Origin of the sequence: Cobetia sp. 10Alg 146 (assembly GCF_029846385.1) — a bacterium.
Lineage (GTDB): Bacteria > Pseudomonadota > Gammaproteobacteria > Pseudomonadales > Halomonadaceae > Cobetia > Cobetia marina.
Window position 1 is genome coordinate 424,331 of the sequence record NZ_JARWKT010000002.1, and the last position, 26,435, is coordinate 450,765.

24 protein-coding genes are annotated in these 26,435 nt (G+C 63.6%); 12 read left to right on the forward strand and 12 right to left on the reverse strand.

The window, feature by feature from the left end; genetic code table 11:
- Positions 1-61 precede the first annotated feature (61 nt).
- Positions 62-940, forward strand: a complete 879-nt coding sequence (locus QD172_RS04800) for a DMT family transporter (protein WP_084209164.1) — start codon at positions 62-64, stop codon at positions 938-940.
- A 157-nt stretch (positions 941-1,097) separates the two neighbouring features.
- On the opposite strand, the gene QD172_RS04805 is transcribed toward QD172_RS04800, so the two are convergent.
- Genes QD172_RS04805 through mpl form a run of 3 tightly spaced genes read right to left on the reverse strand, consistent with a single transcriptional unit; the run spans position 1,098 to position 3,862 of the window.
- Entirely contained in the window at positions 1,098-1,727 is a 630-nt protein-coding gene (locus QD172_RS04805; RefSeq protein WP_077371890.1) for a LysE family translocator, read from the reverse strand.
- A 42-nt stretch (positions 1,728-1,769) separates the two neighbouring features.
- Positions 1,770-2,423 carry a flavin prenyltransferase UbiX gene (locus tag QD172_RS04810; RefSeq protein WP_077371887.1) on the reverse strand — a complete coding sequence of 218 codons (654 nt, stop codon included), beginning with the start codon at positions 2,421-2,423 and terminating at the stop codon, positions 1,770-1,772.
- Positions 2,420-3,862 carry a UDP-N-acetylmuramate:L-alanyl-gamma-D-glutamyl-meso-diaminopimelate ligase gene (gene mpl, locus QD172_RS04815; protein ID WP_279855141.1) on the reverse strand — a complete coding sequence of 481 codons (1,443 nt, stop codon included), beginning with the start codon at positions 3,860-3,862 and terminating at the stop codon, positions 2,420-2,422. Before mpl ends, QD172_RS04810 begins: the two co-directional genes overlap by 4 nt.
- Before the next feature lie 192 nt (positions 3,863-4,054).
- Here mpl and QD172_RS04820 point away from each other — a divergent pair, with 192 nt between their 5' ends.
- A complete protein-coding gene (locus tag QD172_RS04820) occupies positions 4,055-5,317 on the forward strand; it encodes a 6-phosphofructokinase (RefSeq protein ID WP_077371881.1) in 1,263 nt (420 codons plus the stop codon).
- A gap of 148 nt (positions 5,318-5,465) precedes the next feature.
- Here QD172_RS04820 and QD172_RS04825 read toward each other — a convergent pair whose 3' ends face one another.
- Positions 5,466-7,193, reverse strand: a complete 1,728-nt coding sequence (locus QD172_RS04825; protein ID WP_077371878.1) for a bifunctional protein-serine/threonine kinase/phosphatase — start codon at positions 7,191-7,193, stop codon at positions 5,466-5,468.
- Between the two features lie 329 nt (positions 7,194-7,522).
- Between QD172_RS04825 and ppa the strand changes: the two genes are divergently transcribed.
- Complete coding sequence (gene ppa, locus QD172_RS04830) at positions 7,523-8,053, forward strand: inorganic diphosphatase (protein ID WP_043331979.1); 531 nt, start codon at positions 7,523-7,525, stop codon at positions 8,051-8,053.
- Between the two features lie 169 nt (positions 8,054-8,222).
- Here the strand turns inward: ppa and QD172_RS04835 are convergent, their stop codons facing one another.
- Entirely contained in the window at positions 8,223-9,326 is a 1,104-nt protein-coding gene (locus tag QD172_RS04835; RefSeq protein WP_279855142.1) for a DUF2333 family protein, read from the reverse strand.
- A gap of 355 nt (positions 9,327-9,681) precedes the next feature.
- On the opposite strand from QD172_RS04835, the gene dsbD reads away from it, so the two are divergent.
- From dsbD to purH, 8 genes are all read left to right on the forward strand, one after another.
- Positions 9,682-11,712: a protein-disulfide reductase DsbD gene (gene dsbD / locus QD172_RS04840; protein WP_279855143.1), complete on the forward strand. Its 2,031-nt coding sequence runs from the start codon at positions 9,682-9,684 to the stop codon at positions 11,710-11,712.
- 284 nt (positions 11,713-11,996) lie between these two features.
- Positions 11,997-12,434: a type II 3-dehydroquinate dehydratase gene (aroQ, locus tag QD172_RS04845; RefSeq protein ID WP_077371872.1), complete on the forward strand. Its 438-nt coding sequence runs from the start codon at positions 11,997-11,999 to the stop codon at positions 12,432-12,434.
- Between the two features lie 166 nt (positions 12,435-12,600).
- Complete coding sequence (gene accB / locus QD172_RS04850) at positions 12,601-13,071, forward strand: acetyl-CoA carboxylase biotin carboxyl carrier protein (RefSeq protein ID WP_077371869.1); 471 nt, start codon at positions 12,601-12,603, stop codon at positions 13,069-13,071.
- Positions 13,072-13,090: 19 nt separating this feature from the next.
- Complete coding sequence (gene accC, locus QD172_RS04855; protein WP_077371866.1) at positions 13,091-14,431, forward strand: acetyl-CoA carboxylase biotin carboxylase subunit; 1,341 nt, start codon at positions 13,091-13,093, stop codon at positions 14,429-14,431.
- A gap of 184 nt (positions 14,432-14,615) precedes the next feature.
- Positions 14,616-15,530: a 50S ribosomal protein L11 methyltransferase gene (gene prmA / locus QD172_RS04860; protein ID WP_077371862.1), complete on the forward strand. Its 915-nt coding sequence runs from the start codon at positions 14,616-14,618 to the stop codon at positions 15,528-15,530.
- A 168-nt stretch (positions 15,531-15,698) separates the two neighbouring features.
- The gene (dusB, locus tag QD172_RS04865; RefSeq protein ID WP_077373125.1) at positions 15,699-16,733 is read left to right on the forward strand and encodes a tRNA dihydrouridine synthase DusB; all 1,035 of its coding nucleotides are present in this window, start codon (positions 15,699-15,701) and stop codon (positions 16,731-16,733) included.
- Positions 16,734-16,780: 47 nt separating this feature from the next.
- On the forward strand, positions 16,781-17,026 hold the full coding sequence (gene fis / locus QD172_RS04870; protein ID WP_225348107.1) for a DNA-binding transcriptional regulator Fis: 246 nt from the start codon (positions 16,781-16,783) through the stop codon (positions 17,024-17,026).
- A gap of 62 nt (positions 17,027-17,088) precedes the next feature.
- Positions 17,089-18,666 carry a bifunctional phosphoribosylaminoimidazolecarboxamide formyltransferase/IMP cyclohydrolase gene (purH, locus tag QD172_RS04875; RefSeq protein WP_279855144.1) on the forward strand — a complete coding sequence of 526 codons (1,578 nt, stop codon included), beginning with the start codon at positions 17,089-17,091 and terminating at the stop codon, positions 18,664-18,666.
- A 111-nt stretch (positions 18,667-18,777) separates the two neighbouring features.
- Here purH and QD172_RS04880 read toward each other — a convergent pair whose 3' ends face one another.
- Together QD172_RS04880 and QD172_RS04885 are read right to left on the reverse strand one after the other, a co-directional pair.
- Entirely contained in the window at positions 18,778-19,869 is a 1,092-nt protein-coding gene (locus tag QD172_RS04880) for an amidohydrolase family protein (protein ID WP_279855145.1), read from the reverse strand.
- A gap of 62 nt (positions 19,870-19,931) precedes the next feature.
- A complete protein-coding gene (locus QD172_RS04885) occupies positions 19,932-20,171 on the reverse strand; it encodes a DUF2061 domain-containing protein (protein ID WP_176502795.1) in 240 nt (79 codons plus the stop codon).
- 214 nt (positions 20,172-20,385) lie between these two features.
- Here QD172_RS04885 and glsB point away from each other — a divergent pair, with 214 nt between their 5' ends.
- Positions 20,386-21,384, forward strand: a complete 999-nt coding sequence (gene glsB, locus QD172_RS04890; RefSeq protein WP_254696424.1) for a glutaminase B — start codon at positions 20,386-20,388, stop codon at positions 21,382-21,384.
- A gap of 606 nt (positions 21,385-21,990) precedes the next feature.
- Here the strand turns inward: glsB and QD172_RS04895 are convergent.
- From QD172_RS04895 to QD172_RS04915, 5 genes are all read right to left on the reverse strand, one after another.
- A complete protein-coding gene (locus QD172_RS04895; RefSeq protein WP_084209170.1) occupies positions 21,991-23,448 on the reverse strand; it encodes an NAD-dependent succinate-semialdehyde dehydrogenase in 1,458 nt (485 codons plus the stop codon).
- A gap of 91 nt (positions 23,449-23,539) precedes the next feature.
- The gene (locus QD172_RS04900; RefSeq protein WP_279855146.1) at positions 23,540-23,905 is read right to left on the reverse strand and encodes a hypothetical protein; all 366 of its coding nucleotides are present in this window, start codon (positions 23,903-23,905) and stop codon (positions 23,540-23,542) included.
- 35 nt (positions 23,906-23,940) lie between these two features.
- Entirely contained in the window at positions 23,941-24,366 is a 426-nt protein-coding gene (gene folX / locus QD172_RS04905) for a dihydroneopterin triphosphate 2'-epimerase (RefSeq protein WP_077371844.1), read from the reverse strand.
- A gap of 86 nt (positions 24,367-24,452) precedes the next feature.
- On the reverse strand, positions 24,453-25,004 hold the full coding sequence (folE, locus tag QD172_RS04910; RefSeq protein WP_077371842.1) for a GTP cyclohydrolase I FolE: 552 nt from the start codon (positions 25,002-25,004) through the stop codon (positions 24,453-24,455).
- Positions 25,005-25,273: 269 nt separating this feature from the next.
- Entirely contained in the window at positions 25,274-26,371 is a 1,098-nt protein-coding gene (locus tag QD172_RS04915; protein WP_279855147.1) for a serine/threonine protein kinase, read from the reverse strand.
- Positions 26,372-26,435 lie beyond the last annotated feature (64 nt).

Below are 26,435 nucleotides of genomic sequence, written 5' to 3' on the forward strand. Positions count from 1 at the left end.
CAAGGTGATCGCTGCACGTCATCACCGCCACCACCTTCGCCTTCTGCCCAAGAGGATACCCATGCCCGGTCCTGCCGCTCCCCCTGCCAACCAGCCCCAGGCGCTCATGTCGATTCATCTCGGCATCGCGCTGCTCGGCGGCACGGCGCTGTTCTCGAAGGGCCTGCCACTCTCGGCGCTCGACATCACCACCTGGCGCAGCCTGCTGGCCGGCCTGTTCCTTCTGTGGATCGCACGGCTGAAGTGGCAGGTCTCGCTGCGCCTGAGCGGCCGCGACTGGGCGCTGGTGGGCGTGGCCGCGGCGCTGATGGCCGCTCACTGGGTCAGCTACTTCCACGCGATGCAGGTCTCGTCCGTGGCCACCGGCATGCTGGCACTGTTCACCTATCCCATCTTCATCGTGCTGCTGGAACCCTGGGTGGAGGGCACGCGCCTGAAAGCCGGGGATCTGGCGGCAGCGGGGCTGGTGTGCATCGGCGTCTGGCTGCTGGTTCCCGGCGGCGACAGCAGCGCGCAGGGCGATAGCCTGGCGGGAGTGTTGTGGGGCGTGTTCTCGGGCCTGCTGTTCGCGGCGCGCAATCTGCTGGTGCGCTACCGTCTCAGCCACCTCAACCCGGTGCTGTCGATGAGCCTGCAGGCGCTGGGCGTGGTGGTGCTGACATTGCCGTTCGCCTCCGGCGAGATCATGGACGCAAGCCCGGGAACAGGCATCGCCATGCTGGTACTGGCCGTCGTGTTCACGGCCACCCCCCATGCCCTGATGACCTTCGCCCTGGGTGGCCTCAGGGCCAAGACCGTCGGCATGATCGGCTGTCTGCAGCCGGTGTATGGGGTGCTGCTTGCCTGGTTGATTCTCGGCGAGGCCCCCACCTGGATGACACTGGTGGGCGGCAGTTTCATCGTGGCGGCGGCAGCACTGGAGACCCTGCGACGCAATTGACTCGCACACCACCGTTGAGACAGCTGCCGGCGTTGCGCCAGCCGCCCCGATTGTCCCCGTCGTCGCGGTTGCTCCAGCCGGCGAACACACGAAGGCCCGCCATTGGCGGGCCTTCGTGTGTTCGGGGTGTGTCGGTCAACGCCTTGGCATGCCGAGATCAGCCGGTGGCGAGCCAGATGCCCACGCCGACCATCAGGGTCCCCGCGACCCGGTTCATGAGCCGCACGCGCGAACCACGACCGAGCCAGCGCGCCAGTCCACTGCCGCCACCGGCATACAGCATCAGACAGCTGAATTCGAGCGTGAGAATGATGCCCACCAGCGCCACCAGCTGTGGCGTCATCGGCAGGCTCGCGTCCAGAAACGGTGGCAGCAGCGCGATGAAGAACGCCCAGCCCTTGGGATTGGCGATGGCGGTGACGAAGCCCTGTGCCGCCAATGTCCGCCGCGAGGCTCGTGGTGCAGCACTGGCCTCGCCCACGGCCCCCAGCGCCAGGCGCCCTCGCGAGCGCCACATCTGGATGCCGAGCCACACCAGATAGGCGCCCCCGGCCAGCTTGAAGGCCGAGAACACCAGCGGATAGCGCAGCATGATGGTCGCGACCCCGATCACGGCCGAGACCGCCACCAGCCCGACCCCCAGCAGCTCGCCCACCATCATCCACAGGGTGCGGCGCACCCCTTGCGTCATCCCCAGGGTCATGGCCAGCGTCATGCACATGCCCGGTGTCAGCGACACCAGAAAGAAGGTCGGCACGAACACCGACAACAATGACCAATTCAGCATTCCCTGCTCTCCCTGCACAATCCGATGATCAAGATGGCGACACTAGTCACCACTGACATGCCCTTCGCCCCAGCGCGGCATCAGCGCATGCGCGATTCCCAGCTGATTGAGAATGCGCGCGACGATGAAGTCGATCATGTCATCGAGTGTCTGCGGGCGGTGATAGAAGCCGGGGGCGGCGGGCAGGATGACGGCCCCCATGCGCGTCAGGCTCAGCATGTGTTCGAGATGGATCGCCGAGAACGGCGTCTCGCGCGGCACCAGAATCAGCGTGCGACGCTCCTTGAGGGCGACGTCGGCGGCGCGTTCGATCAGATTGTTGCTGGCGCCGGTCGCGATGGACGAGAGCGAGCCGGTGGAACATGGACATACCACCATGGCACTCGGCGCGCCGGAGCCGGACGCCACGGGCGCCATCCAGTCCTCGCGGCCGAAGCAGCGAATCTGACCGGGCCTGGCGGCGTAGCGCTGGGTGAGCACCTCGGTGAGGCGAGCCGGGCGCGCCGGCAGTTCTTCATCGGTCTCGGTGGCGATCACCATGTGGGCGGCCTTGGAGACCATCACCATCACCTCATGACCCGCCGCGACCAGGCATTCGATCAGCCGCAGGCCATACTGGGCACCCGAGGCCCCGGTCAGCGCGACGGTGACCGCTGACTTGAACTCCCCTTCGGGGGCTTTCGCTTGCTGGCTCATGCCTCACCTTCCCGTGCTGCCAGTGCACTCAACAGACGTTCGTGGATACCGCCGAAGCCGCCATTGGACATCACCACCACCCAGTCGCCGGCGCGGGAGTCATTGGCGATCTTGGCGATCAGGGCGTCGAGGTCCTGCTCGACATCGGCTTCAACGCCGAGGGCACGACACTCGCTGACCGTCTCGTCCAGTGACCAGCCCAGTGTCGGGCCCGCGAACCAGCTGACCCGATCCGCTGCGGTGACCGCTGCCGGCAGGCGCGCCTTCATGGTGCCAAGCTTCATGGTGTTGGAACGCGGCTCGATCACCGCCCACAGACGACCGCCCTGCCCTTCGGCTGCCACGCCCGGCGCCAGGCCCTCAAGCGTGGTGGCGATGGCGGTCGGGTGGTGCGCGAAGTCATCGATGACCTTGACGCCGGCCACCTCACCGCGCAGCTCCTGACGGCGCCTGGGCGGCGCGAAGCGCGCGAGCGCCTGCAGCGCCGCCTCGACACTCACGCCGCACTCGACGGCAGCGGCCACCGCGGCACAGGCATTGGCCACGTTGTGGCGTCCGCGCATCGCCCACTGGCACTCGACGAAGCGGTCCGCCTCGCCGGACACGGCGGCCGGCGCCGCCAGCGCGAAGTGGCTGCCATCGGCACTGATCAGACGATAGCGCCAGTCGCCACCGGCATTCTCGATGCCACCTTCATCGCCGAAGCGTGTCACCGGCGTCCAGCAGCCTTGATCCAGCACGCGTTCCAGCGCCTCGGCACCGGCGATGGCGTCGGCCGCGACCACCAGCTTGCCGCCAGCCGGCACGGTACGCACCAGGTGATGGAACTGCCGTTCAATGGCCGCGAGATCCGGGAAGATGTCGGCGTGGTCGAATTCGAGATTGTTGAGCACGGCGATGCGCGGGCGGTAATGCACGAACTTGGAGCGCTTGTCGAAGAAGGCCGTGTCGTACTCATCGGCCTCGACCACGAAGGGTGCCTGCGGATCGCCGATACGCGCGGAATCGCCCAGCTGCGGCGGCACGCCCCCGATCAGATAGCCCGGCGTGAGGCCCGCGCATTCGAGAATCCAGGCGGTCATGGTCGCGGTGGTGGTCTTGCCGTGGGTGCCGGCAATGGCGACCACCGGTCGTCCCGTCAGCACCTCGTCACACAGCCATTGCGGGCCGGAGGTGTAGGCCAGGCCGCGCTCGAGCAGCGCCTCGACTTCAGGATTGCCGCGCGAGACGGCATTGCCGACCACCGTAAGCTCTGGCGCGGGCTCGAGATTGTCGGCGGCATACCCTTCCATCAGGGTGATACCGGCCTCGGCCAGCTGTGTGCTCATGGGCGGATAGACATTGGCATCGCTGCCGGTGACGCGATGGCCGCGCGCACGCGCAAGCAGTGCCAGAGAGCCCATGAAGGTACCGCAAATACCGATGACGTGAAGGTGCATCTGTTTCTCCAATCCGGAAGCCCGAGCAGCCTAGCATGCCCGCCAGGCGGCGAGTAGCACGGGCGTGTCGGGGCAGAACGACAGACACGTGGCATCCGGGCGTCGTGCAGGGGTCATGTCTTTCGGATATGATGCGGCGGGTAAGCGCCAGCCCGTTCAAGACCATGACAAGGAAGCAGAGACGAGAAGCCCATGCCCCAGCACAATGCCTTCTACGCCCAGTCCGGTGGCGTTACCGCCGTCATCAATGCCAGCGCCTGTGGCGTGATCGAAGCCGTGCGTGAACACGGCGACCAGATCGGCAAGCTCTACGCCGGTCACAACGGCATCATCGGCGCCCTGACCGAAGATCTGATCGATGTCAGCCAGGAAAGCGACGAGAACATCGCCGCCTTGCGCCATACTCCGGGCGGTGCCTTCGGCTCCTGCCGTTACAAGCTCAAGAGCATCGAGGATCACCGTACCCAGTACGAGCGTCTGATCGAGGTGTTCAAGGCCCACGATATCCGCTACTTCTTCTACAACGGTGGCGGCGACAGCGCCGATACCTGCCTGAAGGTCTCCCAGCTGGCCGAGACCATGGGCTACCCGATCCAGGCCATCCACGTGCCCAAGACCGTGGACAACGACCTGCCGATCACCGACAACTCGCCGGGCTTCGGCAGCGTGGCCAAGTACATCGCCACCTCCACCCGCGAGGCCGGCCTCGACATCGCCTCCATGTGCGCCACTTCCACCAAGGTGTTCATCCTTGAGGTCATGGGACGTCACGCTGGCTGGATCGCCGCCGCCGGTGCCCTGGCTGGCGAAGATGCCACTCAGCCGCCGCACATCGTGGTCTTCCCGGAAGTCGCCTTCCACCGCAAGGACTTCATGGCGCGTGTCGACCAGTGCGTCAAGGACCACGGCTACTGCGTGGTGGTGGTCTCCGAGGGTGCCCGCTATGAAGACGGCACCTTCCTGGCCGATGCCGGCAACACCGATGCCTTCGGCCACCGTCAGCTGGGCGGCGTGGCGCCGACGCTGGCCGGCATGGTCAAGCAGGATCTCGGCTACAAGTATCACTGGGCCGTGGCCGATTATCTGCAGCGCGCGGCACGCCACATCGCCTCGAAGACCGACGTCGAGCAGGCGTACGCCACGGGTCGTGCTGCCGTGGAAATGGCCCTGGCCGGCAAGAACGCCGTGATGCCGGCGATCCGTCGCCTCGGCGATGGCGCTGACTACGCCTGGGACATCATCGAGGCACCGCTGGAGCAGATCGCCAACCATGAGAAGTTCATGCCGCTGGAGTTCATCAGCGAAGACGGCTTCTACATCACTGACGCCTGCCGCCAGTACCTGTCACCGCTGATCCAGGGCGAGGACTTCCCGCCCTTCGTCAATGGTCTGCCGGCGGTCGCCCGCCTCACGCTGGCCAAGGTCGAGAAGAAGCTCACGCCGTTCTCGATCTGATTGATCGCGCTGCCCATTTCCCGGGCAGCGCTGTGTCAACGCCGTTGCGGCACCCATGAGAAAGCCCCGCACAGATCACTGTGCGGGGCTTTCTCGTTCATGACGCGAGGCTGCTCTCGACAACCGCACGCCACCGACACACGCAGGGCTATTTGAGCAACCAGGACAGCACCAGCAGCAACAGCAGGATGCCGGCGACGCCCTGCCAGAAATTGGCTGGTTCGCGCATGGCCTCGGATGGCGTGATGGCCTTGCCGGGGTCCTGCTGTGGCAGGCGCAGTGCATAGAGCAGCTCCGACAGACGTCGGAAGCGCAAGGTGCGCTGGGGGTCCAGCGCACGCCTCAGGGCATCGTCCAGCATCTGGGGAACCTGCGGATTGCGCATGCGTGCCGGCTGATACTCCAGCAGCTCGAGGTCCGTCTGGGTGCGCAGCTGATCCATCGACTGAGCGTAGGGCTGCATGCCGGTCAGCAGCCAGTAGATCACCGACGCCAGCCCGTACTGATCGCTGCGGCGACTGACCTCGGCCCCCAGCGCATATTCCGGCGCACTGTGCTCGGTCAGCCCGACCTGGCGCACCAGGGGACCGGCACTCTCGTGCCCATCCCCTTCGCGCAGATGACAGGCCCCGAAGTCCACCAGCACCACCTTGCCGTGACGGTCGATCATCACGTTGTCGGGGTGGATCAACTGATGCAGCACTTCACGCCGATTGAGTGCGTGGACCGCCTTGCCCAGCTGGCGGGCGATATCCAGGCGCTGCTCGAGATTGGCCTGGGGATGCTGGCGCGCCCAGTCGGTCAGCGTCTGCGCCTCCAGATGCTCGAGCAGATAGTAGAGGTGATCCCGCGGGCGCGAGGGTTCCACCACCTTGACGACGAAGGGCGAGTTGACGCGATCCACCACCCACTGCTGGAGCAGAAAGTGCTCGAGATAGGCGTTCTTGAGCGAGAGCTCCGGACTCGGCGCCTTCATCACCATCACGCGCCGGCTCTTGAGATCCCGGACCTTGTAGACGCGCACCCGCGCACTGCGTGACATCACCTCCAGCACTTCCAGCCCATCGATGCGATCCCCCGGCTCCAGCTCGCGCGGCACCGGCAGATCCCCATAGATACGCCCCGGCGTGTCCTCGCTGGCACTGGCCAGGCGATCGATACGCACCAGCTGGAAGCAGAACTGATCCGCGGTATAGCCACGTTCGTCGGCACGGTCCGCCGCGGCATGCGCGAGACGCTCGCTAGCGGCGTCCAGATCCGAGACATCGTCACGAATCAGTGACACGAAGTCCGAGGGCAGCAAGGTGCCGCGCACCGCCTGGGTGGTCAGCAGGAAGATGTCGCCCTGCTTGAGCGGCAACTCGATGTAATCGATGTCGAGACTGACATCCATGCCCAGAGCCCGTGAGGGATAGCGATAACCGCCCAGGTCCGTGACATGATCACGCGAGATCTGTTCGAACTCGCCACCACGCAGACGGAACACCACGGTATCGCCGGCATGGAACAGATGCGCCGACTGGCCACGGAAGATGACCGCGGAAATCGAGGTGACGTAACTGCCGCCACGCACGAAGCGACTCTGGCTGTAGCACCAGCTGTTCAGCGCTCGCAGCACACGAGTCGCGGAATACTTGACGCTCCAGTTGTCGGGCGTGGCGAAGTAGTCGGCCAGAAAGCCACGCACGGCCAGATCGCCCGCCTGCTTGGCGATGGCGTTCTTGCTGGTGGTATCCGCGATCAACGCACAGCCGCCCTTGGTCGCCAGCGGGCCACGCTCGACAGGAATTTCCAGCGACATCGAGCTGCGGTGGCGCTTGCGGTCCGGTGCCACGAAGGCCTGACCATAACTGAGTGAAAGCTCTGCATCCGCCAAGGCGGTCTCCTTGCATGTCTGTCCTGCGGTGACGACCCTGCTGGTGCATGCCGGCCACGACAGGCCTCGTCACAGTGTCTGCACGGCACCGCGAGTCGCGCGGCGATCCTTGAACAACGGGCACACCATCGGCCAGAGTGTCGATGGATGGCCTCCACATGGGCTCGCGCGCTGCCAAGTGTTACCCGAGTCAGCCTGCAGTGCCACCACTCGTTGGTGCAACGCAAGGCGATCGAGCGTGGCATAATGGCAAAACGGTCTGCCAGTTCGTATAATTCAGCGGAATTTTGACCCGCAGGCCTTCAACCCGCAAACCCAAGGACTCGACAATGAGTTTCGACAAGATCCCCGCTGGCAAGGAATTGCCGAACGACGTCTACGTAGCGATCGAGATTCCGGCCAATCACGCGCCGATCAAGTACGAGATCGACAAGGACATCGATGCACTCATGGTGGATCGTTTCATGGCCACTCCGATGTTCTACCCGGCCAACTACGGTTACATCCCGAACACCCTGGCTGACGATGGCGATGCCCTCGACGCGCTGGTCGTGACTCCGTATCCGGTCGCGCCGGGCAGCGTCATCCGTGCGCGTCCGGTCGGCGTGCTCAACATGAGCGACGAAGCTGGCGAAGACGCCAAGCTGGTCTGCGTACCGCACCAGAAGCTGACCTCCCTGTACGACGACGTCCAGGAAGTCACTGATCTGCCGGAACTGCTGCGTCAGCAGATCGCGCACTTCTTCGAGAACTACAAGGATCTCGAGAAGGGCAAGTGGGTCAAGATCGATTCCTGGGACGGCGCTGATGCCGCGCGTGCCGCGATCGAGAAGGCAGCAGCTGCCTACCAGAAGGACTGATCCTTCCCGTGACGGTCGCCAACTGACCCTCATTTGCTGACCGCTCATGAAAAAGCCCCCGTCATTGACGGGGGCTTTTCGTTTTCTGGGCTCAGCCCGATCCAGTTCAGGCTGACGAGGCTGGCGGGACATGACCTCAGTCAGGGTCCGCCAGCCTCGCTGTCAGACTTCAGCCCTTCTCGAGCAGGCTGCGCAGGTCACTGATCGCGGAATTGGCGCGTGCGATGTAGTTGGCCATGACCAGCGAGTGATTGGCGAAGAAACCGAAGCCGGAACCGTTGAGGATCACCGGGCTGCCGATATCGGTCTGGGTCGACTCCAGCTCACGGATGATCTGGTCGATGGAGGTCAGGGCATTCTTGTCTTCCAGAACGCCCTGGAAGTCATGACGCACCGCCTTGAGCAGATGGATCAACGCCCAGGAGGTGCCGCGCGCCTGATAGAAGACATCGTCGATCTCGAGCCACGGCGTCTTGATCTCTTCTTCCGTCTGGATGCTCTTGGCCGAGGTCGCGTTCTTGTCACCGGCCAGACTCAGATTGAGCTGAGACTTGCCGACGCTCGCGGACAGTCGCTGTGACAGGGAACCGAGACGATTCTCGACATCCGACAGCCAGGCCACCAGATTGTCGGCGCGCGCATAGAACTGGCCATTGTTCTGGGTGTCATCGCTCAGACGCTTGAGGTAGTCCCCCAGCTGGCGGTTGGCATCGGCATATTCATGCTCGGCTTCCGGCAGCATCCAGGCATTGGCGTCGATGAACAGCAGCGATTCCGCCTTGCCCAGCGCCTTGTCATCACTGGACTGGGACTGTGAACGACTGAATTCCTTGCGCAGCTCGCGCGTCATGTCGCGCACCTGCACCAGTACCCCATATTCCCAGTTGGGCATGTTGTCCAGCCACAGCCCCGGGGGTGCCACGTCATTCTTCAGATAGCCGCCGGGCTTGTGCAGCAGGGTATCGTTGAGTTTCATCAGGGTCGCGACAGTCGCCGTGCCCGTCGGCAGCACCTCGAAGGCCGGTGCCGGCTGCTCGCCATCGACACTGGCAACGGGTGCCGCCAGCCCATGTACGCGGGCCAGTTCGGTGCGCGTGGCCTGGTCGACATTGAATTCGTCCGGCTCGCTGCTCCAGTAGATCCCAAGGCCAACGCAGACCAGCAGGTAAATGACGAACAGCCCGACCAGTGGTTTCCAGATCCAGCCATACTGAGGTGTTTCCAGCACGTCGCGACCCGCGCCACGCTTGCTGCCTTTACCGAATAGGGCCATGCGTTCTTCCTTGTATGAAGCCTTGTAAAAAGCCGTGTGAAAAAAGACGAGTCAGAAGACCGTGAACCGGTGTCGATACCCGCGTTGCCTCCAGCGCCGGTACTCATGACGTACGTCCTATCCTATCATGCGTCCCTGCGTGTGCCAGTCGCGCTCATCGCGACGTCAGAACCGGGGGGAGATCATCGCTACATGGTGGCGCATTCATCCTGGTGCAAGTCGCGACCCGTGATCATCGTGGGCATCATTGCCGGCCCTCTTTCCGTGACGAACACCTCAAGCGAGCTGATCGCGCAGAGGGCACAGGCACTCGCAAGATCGGCTTCTTCTCCCGGCACTGCAAAAGGATGCCTTCGTGCTTCGTCCGTTTCCCGCAAATGACGCGATCTCCCGCCAGATTCGCGCCAGTCTCGCCCTCGCCCGACCGATGCGCCCCGGGGTGCTGCTGGTCATTGTGCTGCTCCTCAGCCTGACCATTTTCGCCCTGCCAGCCCATGCCGGGCTGTTCGGCAGCAGTCCGGCCGCCTCCTCCAGCAGCGAATCGTCTACCGGGCTGTTCACGAGACAGGCATCCAGCAGCGACTTCCTGCCGGTCAACGAGGCCTTTACGCCCCGCGCATGGCGTGAAGGCGACACCCTCTATGTCGGCTTCACCAGTGCCGAGGGCTATTACCTCTATCGCCATCAATTCGACTTCGCGACCTCCCGTGACGACCTCCGGCTCGGTGCCGCGGACCTGCCCCCCGGCGAATTCAAGCAGGACCCCTATCTGGGTGACGTGCACGTCTTCCATGACCCACTGGTCATTCGCCTGCCTCTGACAGCCGCAGACCGTCAGAATGCCCCGGACGAGGCGTCATCGATCAGTGGTCCGGTACCGATATCCATCACTTTCCAGGGGTGTGCCGACGCCGGCCTCTGCTACCCCCCCGAGACCGTCACGCTCGAGGCCGGTGAGCAGAGTGCGCCCGATGCCTTTGCCCACCTGATGCCTGATGCCGCCACCCTGGAGAGCGGCGCTGCCGACGACACTAGCGCACATCGTGCCGGCGAGCCCACCGCTATCCCGGGGACGGATGGCAGCTTTCGAGCATTGTTCACGGATGCCGGCCTCGTCACCTTGCTCGGGCTGTTCTTCCTGGCAGGCCTCGGGCTGACCTTCACGCCCTGCGTGCTGCCGATGATCCCGATTCTCAGCTCGATCATCGTCGGCCAGCGCCCCAGCCGCCCGCGCGCCTTGCTGCTGTCGTCAAGCTACGCCCTGGGCATGGCGCTCACCTACGCCGCGGCCGGCACGCTGATGGGTCTGTTCGGCGCCGGCCTCAACCTGCAGGCCCAACTGCAATCTCCCGTCGTGCTGATTCCCTTTGCCGCCCTGTTCGTGCTATTCGCGCTGGCCATGTTCGGCGCCTTCAATCTGCGCCTGCCCGGCCGCCTGCATTCGCGCCTCGACACGCTGCAGGGGCGCCTGATGAATGCCGGCCCGGGGGGGTTGGCGCTGGCAGGCGCGTTATCGGTACTCGTGGTATCGCCCTGCGTCTCGGCACCTCTGGCCGGTGCGCTGGTCTATCTCTCCGCCAGTGGCGATGCCACCAGCGGCGGGTTGGCGCTGTTCGCGCTCGGGCTCGGCATGGGGGTGCCGCTGGTACTGGTCGGCACCTTCGGCGCCAGTCTCCTGCCCAGGGCCGGCGGCTGGATGGAAGGCATCAAGCAGGCCTTCGGCATTCTGCTGCTGGGCGTGGCGCTGTGGCTGGTAGAGCGCTTGCTGCCGGCCTCGCTGGCGGTGCTGGGCTGGGCGGCATTGGCCATCGGCACCGGGGTGGCGCTCGGCGCGATCAGCTCCTCAAACCACGGCTGGGCCCGCGCCCGTCAGGCACTGGGGCTGCTGGCACTCGGCTGGGGGATGATCAGCCTGCTGGGCGTGGCCGGCGGCGCAAGCGACCCGCTACGCCCATTGGCCCCCTTCACCGGAGGCGGAACTGCCTCGGGACAGGCAACCGAGCAGACGCTGGACTTCACCACCGTCACCGACATGGCTGCCCTCAAGCGCGAGCTGGCACTGGCTGACCGTCGCGGGCAGCCGGTCTTCGTCGATTACTACGCCGACTGGTGCATCTCCTGCAAGGTGATGGAGCGCGAGGTCTTTCCGCGCGTCGCGAGTCAGCTGCGACAGTTTCATCTGATTCGCGCCGATGTCACCCAGACGGATGCCACCACCCGTGAGCTGCTGTCATCGTTCGGCCTCTTCGGACCGCCCAGCCTGCTGTTCTTCGCAGGACAACAGGAAATGACCGAAGCGCGGATTCAGGGAGAGGTCGATGCCGAGCAGCTGGGCGAGCATCTCGACAAGGTGCTGCGTCACCATCGCACTGCCGCGGGTGCATGATCTGGCGGGAGTCAGCCATGCCGGACACCGGCAGATGACGTCGCGATGTTGACAGGATGGCAGCGCGGGAGAGTCGGCGTGGCAATCAGGATAAAAGCGGCAGGAAATCCGGTTCGGTGCCAAACTGGACAGCGTTCGAGAATTTCGGCAGAATCCGCGTCACTGCGACAACAGTCTAGGCTCAATAGGTAAACGTCGCGGATAGTGACGGTATCTTTGCATTTTCACCCAGGGTTAACAGCTCAGCGAGTCACGCACTTGCTTCCGCTGACAAGAGGACTTTCATGGCGCGCATCCTGGTACTCAACGGCCCCAACCTCAATCTGCTGGGCACCCGCGAGCCCGAGGTGTACGGCACGACCACCCTGGAAGATATCCGCTCACGTCTGGAGACACGGGCCAGCCAGGCTGGCCACCAGCTGGACTGGCTGCAATCGAATGCCGAGCATGTGCTGGTAGATCGCGTGCATGCGGCCCGTGAGGATGGCACCGCCATCATCCTGATCAATCCCGCGGCCTTTACCCATACCAGCGTAGCGCTGCGCGATGCCCTGCTGGGGGTCGCACTGCCCTTCATCGAGCTGCACCTGTCCAATACCCATGCCCGCGAGGCGTTCCGCCATCATTCCTATCTTTCCGATGTGGCACGCGGCGTGATCATGGGGTTTGGCGCTCGAAGTTACGACATGGCGCTTGATGCCGCCCTGGCCGATCTTGCCTAGCAGGAACGTCCCGGCGCAGCCTTCAGGCACGGCAGGCCTCATAGCTGCCTGAGACAAGGATTGACCGGCCCATCGGTCGGGACAGCCAATATCGCTGTCACCCGCAACCAGTGACGTCTCGGTTGCACACCCCATTTCCAGCCACCTTTATATCGGGATGAATTTCATGGATATCCGCAAGGTCAAGAAGCTGATCGAGCTGCTCGAAGAGTCCAACATCAGCGAAATCGAGATCCAGGAAGGCGAAGAGTCCGTTCGCATCAGCCGCCATCCGCAGGGCTTCGCCCAGCAGCCGATGATGCAGGCCCCGATGATGATGCAGCAGCAACCGATGCAGCAGCAGGCTGCACCGGCAGCCGGCAGCGTCGAGGCACCGGCAGCCGCCGCTCCGGCAGCGCCGCAGGGCCACACCATCAATTCGCCGATGGTCGGCTCCTTCTATCGCTCTCCGGCACCGGGCTCCAAGGCCTTCATCGAAGTCGGCCAGAGCGTCAAGAAAGGTGATACCGTCTGCATCGTCGAAGCCATGAAGATGATGAACCAGATCGAAGCCGACAAGGATGGTGTGGTGGAAGCCATTCTGATCGAAGACGGCGAGCCGGTTGAATTCGACCAGCCCATGATCGTCATTTCCTGATCCCAACGGACACGTCACCATGCTCGACAAGGTACTGATTGCCAACCGCGGCGAGATTGCACTTCGCATCCTTCGCGCCTGCAAGGAACTGGGCATCAAGACGGTAGCGGTGCACTCCAAGGCCGACCGCGATCTGATGCACGTCCGCCTGGCCGACGAAGCTGTCTGCATCGGCCCGGCCTCCTCTGCCAAATCCTATCTGCACATCCCGGCGCTGATCGCAGCCGCCGAGGTGACGGACGCCGACGCCATCCATCCGGGCTACGGCTTCCTGTCGGAAAACGCCAACTTCGCCGAGCAGGTCGAACGCTCAGGCTTCGCCTTCATCGGCCCGCGCGCTGACACCATCCGCATGATGGGTGACAAGGTCGCGGCCATCGAAGCGATGAAGCTGGCCGGCGTCCCGACCGTACCGGGCTCCGATGGTCCGGTGCCACAGGATGAAGACGAGATGTTCGCCATCGCCGAGCGCATCGGCTACCCGGTGATCATCAAGGCCGCCGCTGGCGGTGGTGGTCGCGGCATGCGCGTGGTGCACTCCAAGGCCAGCCTGCTGTCCTCGGTGAGCATCACCCAGGGTGAAGCCGCCGCGGCCTTCGGCGACGGCACGGTGTACATGGAGAAATTCCTCCAGAACCCGCGTCACGTCGAAGTCCAGGTGCTGGCCGATGGCCAGGGCAACGCCATTCACCTGTATGACCGCGACTGCTCCCTGCAGCGTCGTCACCAGAAGGTGCTGGAAGAAGCGCCGGCACCGCAGCTGGATGAGGAAGCCCGTGCCAAGGTCCTCAAGTCGTGCACCGATGCCTGCATCGAGATCGGCTATCGTGGCGCCGGCACCTTCGAATTCCTGTACGAGAACGGCGGGTTCTACTTCATCGAGATGAACACCCGCGTTCAGGTCGAGCACCCGGTGACCGAGATGGTCACTGGCGTCGACATCGTCAAGGAGCAGCTGCGCATCGCCTCCGGCCTGCCGCTCTCCATCAAGCAGGAAGACGTCAAGCTGCGTGGCCACGCCTTCGAATGCCGCATCAATGCCGAGGACTCGCGCACCTTCATGCCGTCCCCGGGCAAGGTCGAGCTCTATCACGCGCCGGGCGGTCTGGGCGTGCGCATGGACTCGCACCTGTACTCCGGCTACACCGTGCCGCCGCACTACGACTCCCTGATCGGCAAGCTGATCACCTGGGGCGAGAGCCGCGAGATCGCATTGACGCGCATGCGCAATGCCCTCGATGAGCTGCTGGTGGAAGGCATCAAGACCAACACTGACCTGCAGAAGGATCTGGTGCGTGATGCCGGCTTCCAGGAAGGTGGCGTCAACATCCATTATCTGGAGAAGAAGCTGGGCCTGTAATCTGCCCTGCTTGAGACTGGCAGCATCGGTCGACACATGACAGAAGGGTGGCCTCGGCCGCCCTTCTGTCGTTTGCGCAGGGGCCCTTGAGTGCGCTCAGGGTCATGCCGGCATCCGAGCGCCCCTGCCCCCACTGCCGCTTCGTCTATTCTCTTCACTCCCTACCTATTCGACAGGAGCCACCATGTCCTGGCTGCAACTCAAGGCGCGTATCGCCCCCGACCACGCCGAGATTCTCGAGCATCTGCTGATGGAAGAAGGTGCCTGCGCCATCACCCTGCAGGACGCCGAGGATCAGCCACTGTTCGAGCCGGACCTCGGCAGCACGCCGCTGTGGAGCGAGACAGTGCTTACCGGCCTGTGGGATGGCACCGAAGGCATCGAGACCATGCGCGAGCGGGTCAAGGCCGGCTGGGCGGCACTGATTCCCGATGAGCCCTGCCCGGAGATCGAGGTCGAGATTCTCGAGGACCGCGACTGGACACGTGAGTGGATGGACGGCTTCGAGCCGCTCAAGATGGGCCAGCGGCTGTGGATCGTGCCCAGCTGGCATGACGCGCCGGAACAGGACGCCGTCAACCTGATGCTCGACCCGGGTCTGGCCTTCGGCACCGGCACTCACCCGACCACCGCCCTGTGCCTGGAATGGCTCGATGGCCTGGCCGTGGAGGGCAAGCTCGCCCGGCACAGCGTGCTGGACTTCGGCTGCGGCTCCGGCATCCTGGCCATCGCCGCACTCAAGCTCGGCGCGGTGGATGCCATGGGCACCGATATCGATCCCCAGGCCCTGCAGGCCTCCCGCGACAACGCCCAGCGCAACGAGGTCAGCGACAGGCTGACACTGTGCTACCCGGACCGCCTGCCGGACGCGGGCTATCAGATCGTGGTCGCCAACATCCTGGCCGGCCCGCTGGTCGAGCTGGCCCCGCAGATCGCGGGCAGTGTGGCCCCGGGTGGCCTCCTGGCGCTTTCCGGCATTCTCGCGCCCCAGGCGGGAGACGTGCTCGAGGCCTATCGTGAGGCCGGCCTGATCATGGAAGAGCCCACCGAGCGCGATGGCTGGGTGCGCCTCAACGGCCAGCGCCCGCTCGAGGGCTGAGCCACGCAATACCATGAGTGCCGTAGCGCAGGGAATCCACGGCGCAAAGGAAGACCTCCGGAACGCGCCACGGATGAAATAGCCCTTCAAACCCTGCGGCGCTCTAGGTATCATGACGCCCCCGTGATGCCTGCATCGCGCGCCACCCCACTGCATGACACGAGCCCCATGACCGAGACATCCCTTCACGCCGAGCTCCCGCGCATCGGTGTGCACCAGTTGCCCAATCGCGTGATTCTGGCCCCGATGGCCGGCGTCACCGATCGCCCGTTCCGACAGCAATGTCGTGAGCTGGGCGCGGGGCTCGTGGTCTCGGAGATGGTGACCAGTGACAAGCGCCTGTGGAACACCGTCAAGTCGCGCACGCGCATGAATCATGCCGGTGAACCCGGCCCGCGTGCCGTGCAGATCGCCGGGGGCGATGCCGCGATGCTGGCCGAGGCCGCCGCGCTGAATGCCGAGATGGGCGCCGAGATCATCGACATCAACATGGGCTGCCCGGCCAAGAAGGTCTGCAACAAGGCCGCCGGGTCTGCCCTGATGCGCGATGAGCGGCTGGTCGGCGAGATTCTCGAGGCCGTGGTGCGTGCCGTGAAGGTGCCGGTCACGCTGAAGATGCGCACCGGCTGGTGCGAGGAAACACGCAACGCCATCACCATCGCGCGCATGGCCGAGAGTGCCGGCATCCAGGCGCTCTCCGTGCATGGTCGCACCCGTCAGCAGAAATATACCGGTGAGGCCGAATACGACACCATCGCTGCGGTGAAGGCGGCAGTCTCGATTCCGGTCTTCGCCAATGGCGATATCGACAGCGGCGAGAAAGCGCGACATGTGCTTGACTATACGGGCGCCGATGCCGTGATGGTCGGCCGTGCGGCCCAGGGCAACCCCTGGATCTTCCGCGAGATCAATCACTATCTGGCCACTGGCCAGGTAGCTTCCGGCCCGAGCGATGCGGAGCGTGCCCAGGTGATGCGCACCCATCTCGAGGCCCTGTACGAATTCTACGGTGACTACATGGGCGTGCGCATCGCGCGCAAGCATGTGGGCTGGTACCTGGCGACCCGCGAGGATGGCAGTGAGTTGAAGCGCAGCTTCAATCCTCTCGAGGAGCCCGATGAACAGCGCCAGTTCCTGACCCGCCTGTTCGGCGAGCCGGAAGGCATCGCCCGCACCGAGACGCAAGGAAGTCACGCAGCATGACCAGCAGGCACCCTCTATCCCCTGACGACGCAAGCCAGGCCACGCTGATGACGCCCGTTCGGCACCATCAGACCCTGCGCGAAGCCGTCGAGCATTCCATGGCGCGCTACTTCGCCCACCTGGATGGCGAGCAGGTCACCGACCTGCATGCCATGGTGATGGCCGAGGTCGAGGCGCCGCTGCTGGAAGCGGTGATGGCCCACGCCCAGGGCAACCAGACCCGCGCCGCCGATATGCTGGGCCTCAATCGAGGCACGCTGCGCAAGAAGCTCAAGCAATTTGATCTGATCTGACCCCGCCGGGGCATCCTCACAGGTGCCCCGGCGTCTTTTTGTTGATCCACGAGTGGAGCATCATGCAAGCCAAGCCCCAAGCCATCCGTCGCGCCCTCCTGAGCGTTTCCGACAAGACCGGCATCGTCGAATTCGCCCGTGCCCTCGACGCCCGTGGCGTCGCCCTGCTGTCTACCGGCGGCACCTTCCGTCTGCTCAAGGACAACGGCCTGGCCGTGACCGAAGTCTCCGAGCACACCGGCTTCCCGGAAATGATGGATGGCCGGGTCAAGACCCTGCATCCCAAGATCCACGGCGGTATTCTCGGTCGACGCGGTCAGGATGATGCGGTGATGGCCGAGCACGGCATCGACCCCATCGACATGGTCATCGTCAACCTGTATCCGTTCGCCGCCACCGTGGCCAACCCGGATTGCTCGCTGGAAGACGCCATCGAGAACATCGATATCGGCGGCCCGACCATGGTGCGTTCCTGCGCCAAGAACCACGCGCACACCACCATCGTCGTCAACGCGGCCGACTACGACCGCGTGATCGCCGAGATGGATACCAATGACAACGCCGTCAGCGACGAGGCGCGCTTCGACCTGGCCGTGGCAGCCTTCGAGCACACCGCCGCCTACGACGGCGCCATCGCCAACTGGCTGGGTCAGCGGGTCGAGGGTGGCAGTGAAGGTCTGCCGCGTCAGTACAACGTCAGCCTGAGCAAGAAGCAGGACATGCGTTACGGCGAGAACCCGCATCAGCAAGCGGCCTTCTACGTCGAGGACGGTGCCACCGAGGCCAGCGTCGCCACGGCCGTGCAGGTCCAGGGCAAGGCGTTGTCCTACAACAACGTCGCCGATACCGATGCCGCCTTCGAGTGCGTCAAGGCCTTCGACGAGACCGCCTGTGTCATCGTCAAGCACGCCAACCCGTGTGGCGTCGCCATCGGCGAGTCTGCCCTGGCCGCCTACGAGCGCGCCTATCAGACCGACCCGACCAGCGCCTTCGGCGGCATCATCGCCTTCAACGTGCCGCTGGACGCCGAGACCGCGCAGGCCATCGTCTCGCGCCAGTTCGTCGAGGTGATCATCGCCCCGGGAATCAGCGACGAAGCCGCTGCCATCGTCGCCACCAAGGCCAACGTGCGTCTGCTCGACGTCGCGGAGGCCTGGGCGGCCGAGCGTACCGGCGGTCACGACTTCAAGCGCGTCACCGGCGGTCTGCTGGTGCAGGACCGCGATCAGGGCATGGTCGGCCGTGATGAACTCAAGGTCGTCACCGAGCGCGCGCCGAGCGAGCAGGAACTCAACGACCTGACCTTCGCCTGGAAAGTGGCCAAGTTCGTCAAGTCCAACGCCATCGTCTACATCAAGGATGGCCAGACCATCGGTGTGGGCGCCGGTCAGATGAGCCGCGTCTATTCGGCCAAGATCGCCGGCATAAAGGCCGCCGATGAAGGGCTGGAAGTGCCGGGCTCCGTGATGGCCTCCGATGCCTTCTTCCCGTTCCGTGACGGCATCGACGCCGCGGCGGCGGCCGGTATCACGGCCGTCATCCAGCCGGGTGGCTCCATGCGTGATCAGGAAGTCATCGATGCGGCCAACGAAGCCGGCATCGCCATGGTCTTCACCGGCATGCGTCACTTCCGTCACTGATCGACGGCTCTGACACATGATGTGTGAGCCTCTCTGACGCTCACGAAAAAGCCCCCCGCCAGCGAATCGCTGACGGGGGCTTTTCGTATGCCGGGGCATCAACGCCTGCCCCTATTCGACAGGCAGTCTGACCAGGCGCAGGAAGTTGTCACGGGCGACATTGTGCGCCGTCTGTGGCGACAGGGCATCGAGGAATGGCGTGTAACTTGCCAGGATATCGCCCACCGAGCCGAAGCGCCCGACCACGTCACTGCCAAGCACGAAGCGCTGTGGGAAGCGCTCGACCAGCTTGACCCAGCGCGGGCGCGGCTGGCCCTTGTCATCCATCAGATACGGCTCCAGCACTGACCAGGACAGGTCGATATTCAGGTTGGGATAGGTTTCCAGCATGCGCTCGATCTCGCCGTGCAGCCATGTCATGCGCCCCAGGCGACGATTGAGCTCGGCACTGGTACCCGCATGTGCCCAGATGAAGGTCGTGTCCGGATTGTCGCGCACCGCACTCTCGAATTCCTCGAGATACAGCCCCTCATGCCCCTCGCGCTTGCTGGTGACATTGGAATGCACCATCACCGGCAGGCCCTTCTCCGCCGCCAGCGCATAGACCTTTCTCAAGGCGGGATGATTGGCTCGTGGCGTCTCGCCCTCGGTCAGGCGCGTCAGGTCATCATGACGCGTGAAGACCTCGCCGATGCCTTTCCAGAAGCCGGGATAGATCGCCATCAACTGGCGAATCTCATCGGCAGCATTCAGATCAGTGGGGTTGAAGCCGGTGATGAACGGCGAGAAACGCGCCTGGACCGGCTCGGGAGCGCGAGTCAACGCCTCGGCCAGAATGTAATCGGTACCGGAGTACCAGTAGACCGGCCCATCATCACCCATGTAGTAACGCGGCTTCTTGGGCGCGTCCTGCTGCCATTTCTTGGCGACACCGATGCCCGTGATCAGGGCATGATCCACCTGCGCCTCATCCATGGCATCCAGCAAGGCCCCCAGGCCATCGCCCTGCTGGAAGAAGTCGACGAAGTGCAGGTGGGCGTCGCTGTAGTGATAATCGCGTGTCTCATCGGCAGCCACGGGCTCGGCGACAGCCATGCTGCCGGCAAGCCCCAACAGCAACGCCAGCGCCCCCTGGAGGAGAGGACGCTGGCGCAGACAGGACAGGCGAGAGAAACGGACGGGGCGAGAGGCAAGCTTCAGCATGGGTGGCTCCGAGGAAAGATCGCTCGATTCTGCGGTGCCCACCCTTGCCGGCGCAAGTGTCCTCAGCTCGCCAATACCGCACCATTCATGCCGGAGGGGCGGCTTCCCTGCCGTTCAGCTGCCTGCTGACGACGGGCAGTCACACGATTCCAGACCTTCTCGTGGAAGAAGAAGGCGACGGTGTTGACCGCAGGCTCGACGATGGCGACCAGACCGCCGACCACGATGTCACCGGTCAGCAGGTAGGTGACACCGAAGGCGATGGAGAAGTGCATGCTGGCAAAGGTCAATGTCTTGATCATGTTGGCTGCCCTCCGGGCGGTCTGTGCTCAGCGAGACGCTGAACCCCAGCGCGTCGCGTGTCTCTTGGTGGGCAACCTGTTGTTGTTGCCTCGATGTAATGAATGATAGTGAGTCTCATCTGCAACTTGAAATCACTTTGCCCTACCCCGCTGATAAGGGCTGGCTATCAAGCGCTCGGATCACCACGCGCCACAGCCCACAGGATTGGGTAGAATGCGCAGCCGTACCATGCGATTGCATTCCCATCCACTCTGTCTCCTCAAGGTCGCCATGACGCCGCCACTCGACTCTGATGCCCTCCAGACGCTGCTTGAACGCCTGTCCAATGATGCCAGCCGCTGCTTCAACGAGGGCAAGGTCGCGGATTACATCCCGGCCCTGGCGCAGGTGGACCCGGATCAGTTCGGGATTGCCGTCTGTCATGTCGATGGCCGCGTCCAGTATGCCGGGGATGCACACACGCGCTTCTCGATCCAGTCGATCTCCAAGGTCCACGCACTGGTACTGGCGATGCAGCGTCTGGAAAGCGACGAGATCTGGTCACGCGTGGGACGTGAACCCTCTGGCCAGGCGTTCAATTCGATCATGCAGCTGGAGGTCGAGAACGGCATTCCACGCAACCCGTTCATCAATGCCGGGGCACTGCTGATCACGGACCTGCTGGTCTCGCGCATCGTCTCGATCCAGAACACGCTGCGTGAACAGCTCAGACGCCTGTCCGGCAGCCCCGACATCGGCTTCGACGAGAAGGTGGCGCGCTCCGAGATGGACCACAAGGCACGCAATGCCTCGCTCGCCTACCTGATGCAGGCCTATGGCAACGTGCACTCCGATGTGGATGACCTGCTGGACACCTACTTCCACAGCTGTTCGGTATCGATGAACTGCGTGGAGCTGGCCCGCAGCTTCGCCTTCCTGGCCAATCGTGGCGTCAATCCGCTGGATGGCAAGGAAGTGGTCTCGCCCTTGGAGACACGTCAGCTCAATGCGCTATTGCTGACCTGTGGGCTCTATGACGCGGCGGGAGACTTCGCCTGGCGCGTGGGCCTGCCGGGCAAGAGTGGTGTCGGCGGCGGCATCATCGCCATCCTGCCGGGACAGATGAGCATCTGTGTGTGGTCGCCGCGCCTGGACGGCTATGGCAACTCGATTGCCGGCCGGCATGCATTGGAAGGATTGGTGGCGGGAATGGGGCTGTCACCGCTGGGCTGAGGAGTGAGGAGTGAGGGCTGAGAAGGGAGAACTGAGAAGTGCGGGCTGACAATACTGAGCTGGGAACCGGCCATAAAAAAGGGCAAGTCGCGTCCGCCACGCCACTCGCCCTGTCTTCAATCCTTGAAGACTATCACCACAGGTCCCGCTCTTTGACTGTAGCGTAAATAAGCATATCCACAAGTAAGAGAATGCCGACAAAGCACACCTGTCTTTGTCCCTGATCCGCGGTAAAAGACAGCGGCATACCGCTTTGGTCTGACACGCGCAGCGCGATCAATGTCCAAGACACCTCACCTCTACGACCAATGACGCATGGGCCTCTTGACGCGAGATTGCTCCCTCTCGCGCATGCCGCTTTCTCATCAGCAGCGAAAGATCGCTCTCAGCAGCAGCGAAAATTCCATAGGTTGCAGACACGCTTGGCGGCAACAGGCCGGATGACTGAATGACATGAAAAAGCCCGCCCGGTGTCCCGGGCGGGCTTTTTGCAACTGATGTCGTGTCCGGTCATTGCCTTGAGCGCTGGCCATCCATCGACGATGCCACGTTCAAGGATGAAGGGCTCAAGCAGGGATCAACGTCGCAGATCCGATGACGAACGGATCAGCCAAGTGAGAGACACAGATACTTGGTTTCCATGTACTCCTCGAGGCCATACTTGGAGCCCTCACGGCCCAGCCCCGATGCCTTGGTGCCGCCGAAGGGCGCGGCGGCGTTGGAGATCAGTCCGGTGTTGATACCGACCATGCCGTAATCCAGACCTTCCGACACGCGCCAGACACGCTTGAGATCCGTGCTGTAGAAATAGCTGGCCAGCCCGAACTCGGTATCGTTGGCCATCTCGATGGCCTCTTCCTCGCTCTCGAAGGGGAAGATGGCTGCCAGCGGCCCGAAGGTTTCCTCACGGGCCACCTTCATCTCCGGCGTCACCTGCGAGATCAACGTCGGGGTGAAGAAGCTGCCACCCAGCGGATGCGGATGACCGCCCAGCAGCAGCTCGGCCCCCTTGTCGAGAGCATCCTGCACGTGATCCGTGACCTTCTCGACGGCGTCACCATCTATCAGTGGGCCGACCTTGACGCCCTCTTCCATGCCGTTGCCCACGGTCAACTCGGCATTCATCGCCGCTGCCAGCTTCTCGCTGAAGGCATTGACCACGCTTGACTGCACCAGGAAACGGTTGGTGCAGACGCAGGTCTGGCCGGCGTTGCGGAACTTGGCTGCCATCGCGCCTTCCACCGCCGCATCGAGATCGGCGTCTTCGAACACCAGGAAGGGCGCATTGCCGCCAAGCTCGAGCGAGATCTTCTGGATATGCTGTGAGGCATTGGCCATCAGTCCGCGGCCAACTTCGGTGGAGCCGGTGAAGGTGACCTTGCGCACGAGACGCGAATCGGTCATCGCCTTGGCGATATCCCTGGCCGAGCCCGGCACCACGTTGAAGACACCACGCGGCACACCAGCGCGCTCCGCCAGCACCGCCAGCGCCAGCGCCGAGAAGGGAGTCTGACTGGCAGGCTTGACCACGATGGGGCAGCCCGCCGCCAACGCGGCACCCGCCTTGCGGGTGATCATCGATGACGGGAAGTTCCACGGCGTGATCGCCCCCACGACACCCACGGGTTGCTTGAGCACCATGATGCGCTGATCACGCTTGGCTGCCGGAATGGTGTCACCGTAGACTCGCTGTCCTTCCTCGGCGAACCAGCGCAGGAAGCTGGCGGCATACTGGATCTCACCGGCGGATTCGGCGAGTGGCTTGCCCTGCTCCAGGGTCATGATCTGCGCCAGGTCATCCTTGTGCTCCTGCATCAGGGCGTACCACTTCATCAGGATGTCGGCACGTTCCAGCGCGGGGGTTTCCTTCCAGTCAGCGAAGGCATTCTGGGCCGCCTCGATGGCACGCTCGGTTTCCGCATAGCCCAGGCGAGGCACTCGGCCGATGATCTCGCCGGTGGCCGGATTGTCGACCTCTATCTGCTCACCGGAATCCGCGGCGACCCAACCACCATCGATATAGGCAAAGGGGCGAAAGAGACTGGTATCGTTGAGATGTTCCATGAAGACTCCAGAGGCATGCAGGTGGATCGAGGCGGCGTTGAGCGCTAGCCGAGACTATTCAAGACTAGCCTAATAGAACCTAGATGCGGGTTCAGTGCCAGAACCACAACCCTGCCAGCACCAGCCCTGCCATGGCCAGCCCCGTGATCACACGCCCCATGGGCCACTCGCGTCGGCCGGATGGCTGCTTGCCGGCCCCGACAGACGACGGCGGTACCTCACCGAGCTCGCGCTCCGGCGGCATCGACACGACACGCCGCGCCTTCTGCTGCTTGACCCGCGCATTGAACACCTGACTCGCACGCCCGTCACGCGCCTCGAAATCCACCGCCAGTCCCGGCCCCGGGAGACCGCGGCCGCGCCAACCGACAAGATCGAACACGTACTCGGCGCCCCTGTCATCCGTGATGACACCCTCCTGGGTGGCATCATCGAACCGAGTGATCTCTCCGATCATGCTGCCCCTCCTGACATCCCGTCTCTCCTGACTGTCTAGCGTCCGACACTTGCCGTCTGGATATGGTCTTCCCGGCTGTCCGACAGGGTGATGGACACCGAATCGGAGAAGCGCAGCGCATGCGGCTTGTCGATCTCGACCTGAGCCGTCAGCACCTGCTCATGCTGCATCACGATATCCAGCACTTCCCGCGTCATGCGCTCGAGCAATGCGAAACGCCCATCCTCGACATGCGCGATCAGCTGCTTGGTGATGGTGCGATAGTTGAGGGCTTCGCTGATGTGGTTGAACTGAACCGCACGCGCGGCGCGGTAGCGGATCACCACATTGATCACGACATCCTGACGATTCTGGATCTCGTCATCGTTGATCCCGATATAGGTGCGCAGACGCAGGTTCTTGATGCGAATGGTGGCAAGATCATGATCGAGATGTTCATCGTGCAAGGCATGCATCGGCATCGACGGGGACTCCTGAACAAGAGATGTCAGACAAACGACTCACAGACGACGACGCCGCCTCGAGAGGCGGCGTCGTGGCTATCGGATCAGCTGATCAGGGTCAGGAATTCCTGACGGGTCGGCTGATTCTCGCGGAAGGCCCCCAGCATCACGGAGGTCTTCATGCTGGAATTCTGCTTTTCCACGCCACGCATCATCATGCACATGTGGCGCGCCTCGACCACCACCGCCACACCCCGTGCGCCGGTCACCTGCTGGACCGCCTCAGCGATCTGCTTGGTGAGGTTTTCCTGGATCTGCATGCGGCGCGAGTACATGTCGGTGATGCGCGCGAACTTGGACAGCCCCAGCACCTTGCCCGCCGGCAGATAGGCGATATGGCACTTGCCGATGAACGGCAGCATGTGATGCTCGCACATCGAGTAAAGCTCGATATCCTTGACCAGTACCATCTCGTCGGTGTCCGAGGTGAAGACGGCGCCGTTGACGATCTCCTCCAGCGACTGATGATAGCCATGGGTCAGGAACTGCATGGCCTTGGCAGCACGCATGGGCGTGTCCTGCAGGCCCTCGCGCTGCGGATCCTCACCCAATGCAGTGATGATCTGGCGGTAATGGTTGGCAATCTCTTCGGTCATCCGTCTGCCTATGGTATCGGTCAGGGGCGCGCATGAGCGCACGCATAGCAGGGGTAAAGCACATAACTTATACAATATCTTAACGTTGAATTGATCTTGTACAAGTTAGTGTTCAATGTCAGCGCAGATTCTACCTCAGGCCCGCCTCCAACGCAGGCCTGATCACGTCTTTCCCGCAAGGCCGCAACGACGACGCCCTCAACGCAAGGCGTCGAGGGCGTCGGGTCATGGGACTCAAGAATGGCCCACCGGTCTCCGGCGCGGGCGGCTCACGCCAGCCAGCGAGGAGCATCAAGCACGACTCGCTGCTGCTCAAGACTGCGGATGTGGTCATCCCAGTACCCCAGGCTCGCGACATGCGAGAAGGCCTGCGGGAAGGCGGGGTCCGTCCAGCGCCGTACCACCCAGGCACTGTGACGCACCATGCGCAGCGTACGCAGTGTCTCGATCCACTTCAGCTCCCCGCGATTGAAGTCGCAGTGCTGCTCATATCCTTCCAGCACCTCGGACAACTGCATGTGGAGCTCGGGGTCACTCTCTCCCGTCAACAGCATCCACAGATCCTGAATGGCAGGCGCATTGAGACAATCATCGAAATCCACCAGCGCGAAGCTGTCATCCCGCCCCAGCATGTTGCCGATATGGCAGTCACCATGCGCACGCAGCAAGCCACTCTGCGGCCAGCTCTGCTCCGCCACCAGGGGGCGCAACGCCGCGATGACACGCTGATAGCTTTCACTCTGACGCTCACTCAGCCAGTCGGAGGCCAGCACGCTGTCACGACTCTCCTCGAGGATGCGCAGTGGCGTGAGCGTTTCACGCTCCTGGAAGAGGCCTTGACGTCCGACGGCGTGCACGCGACCGATCAGCTCTCCCAGATGGTAGAGGTGCTCGGGAGATTCGAGTTCGGGAGCCCGCCCGACCACATGGGGAAACAGCGCGAAGTCGAAGCCTTCGTGATGATGCAGGGTCTCACCCCTGGCATCCGCCCAGGCGGGCGCACCGGGAACGCCCTCGGCTTCCAGCTCGGCCAGAAAGGCGTGTTCCTCGAGGATCTGGGCGCGGCTCCAGCGATCCGGACGATAGAACTTGGCGACCCAGCGCCGCCGGTCATCATCGGCCAGGTGATAGACCCGATTCTCATAACTGTTGAGCGCGAAGGGCTCGCCGGGCAACCAGAAACCAAGCGACTCGACGGCGGCCACGACACGATCCGGCGCAAGCGCATCAAAGGGATGTGAACGCTTGTCCAGTTCGCCTTCCCGGGATGACGCAGCCTCCCAGGTGTTGCCGTTGGCGCGCTCATCAAGCTCGCGCGAGGTGCCGGATGATTGCGAATCAGCAGGTGTAACAGGATCAATAGGCATGGCAATTCCTCGGGCATGGACCAGCAAACGGCTGCCGGACCTTGCATGCTATGAGATTAGACCC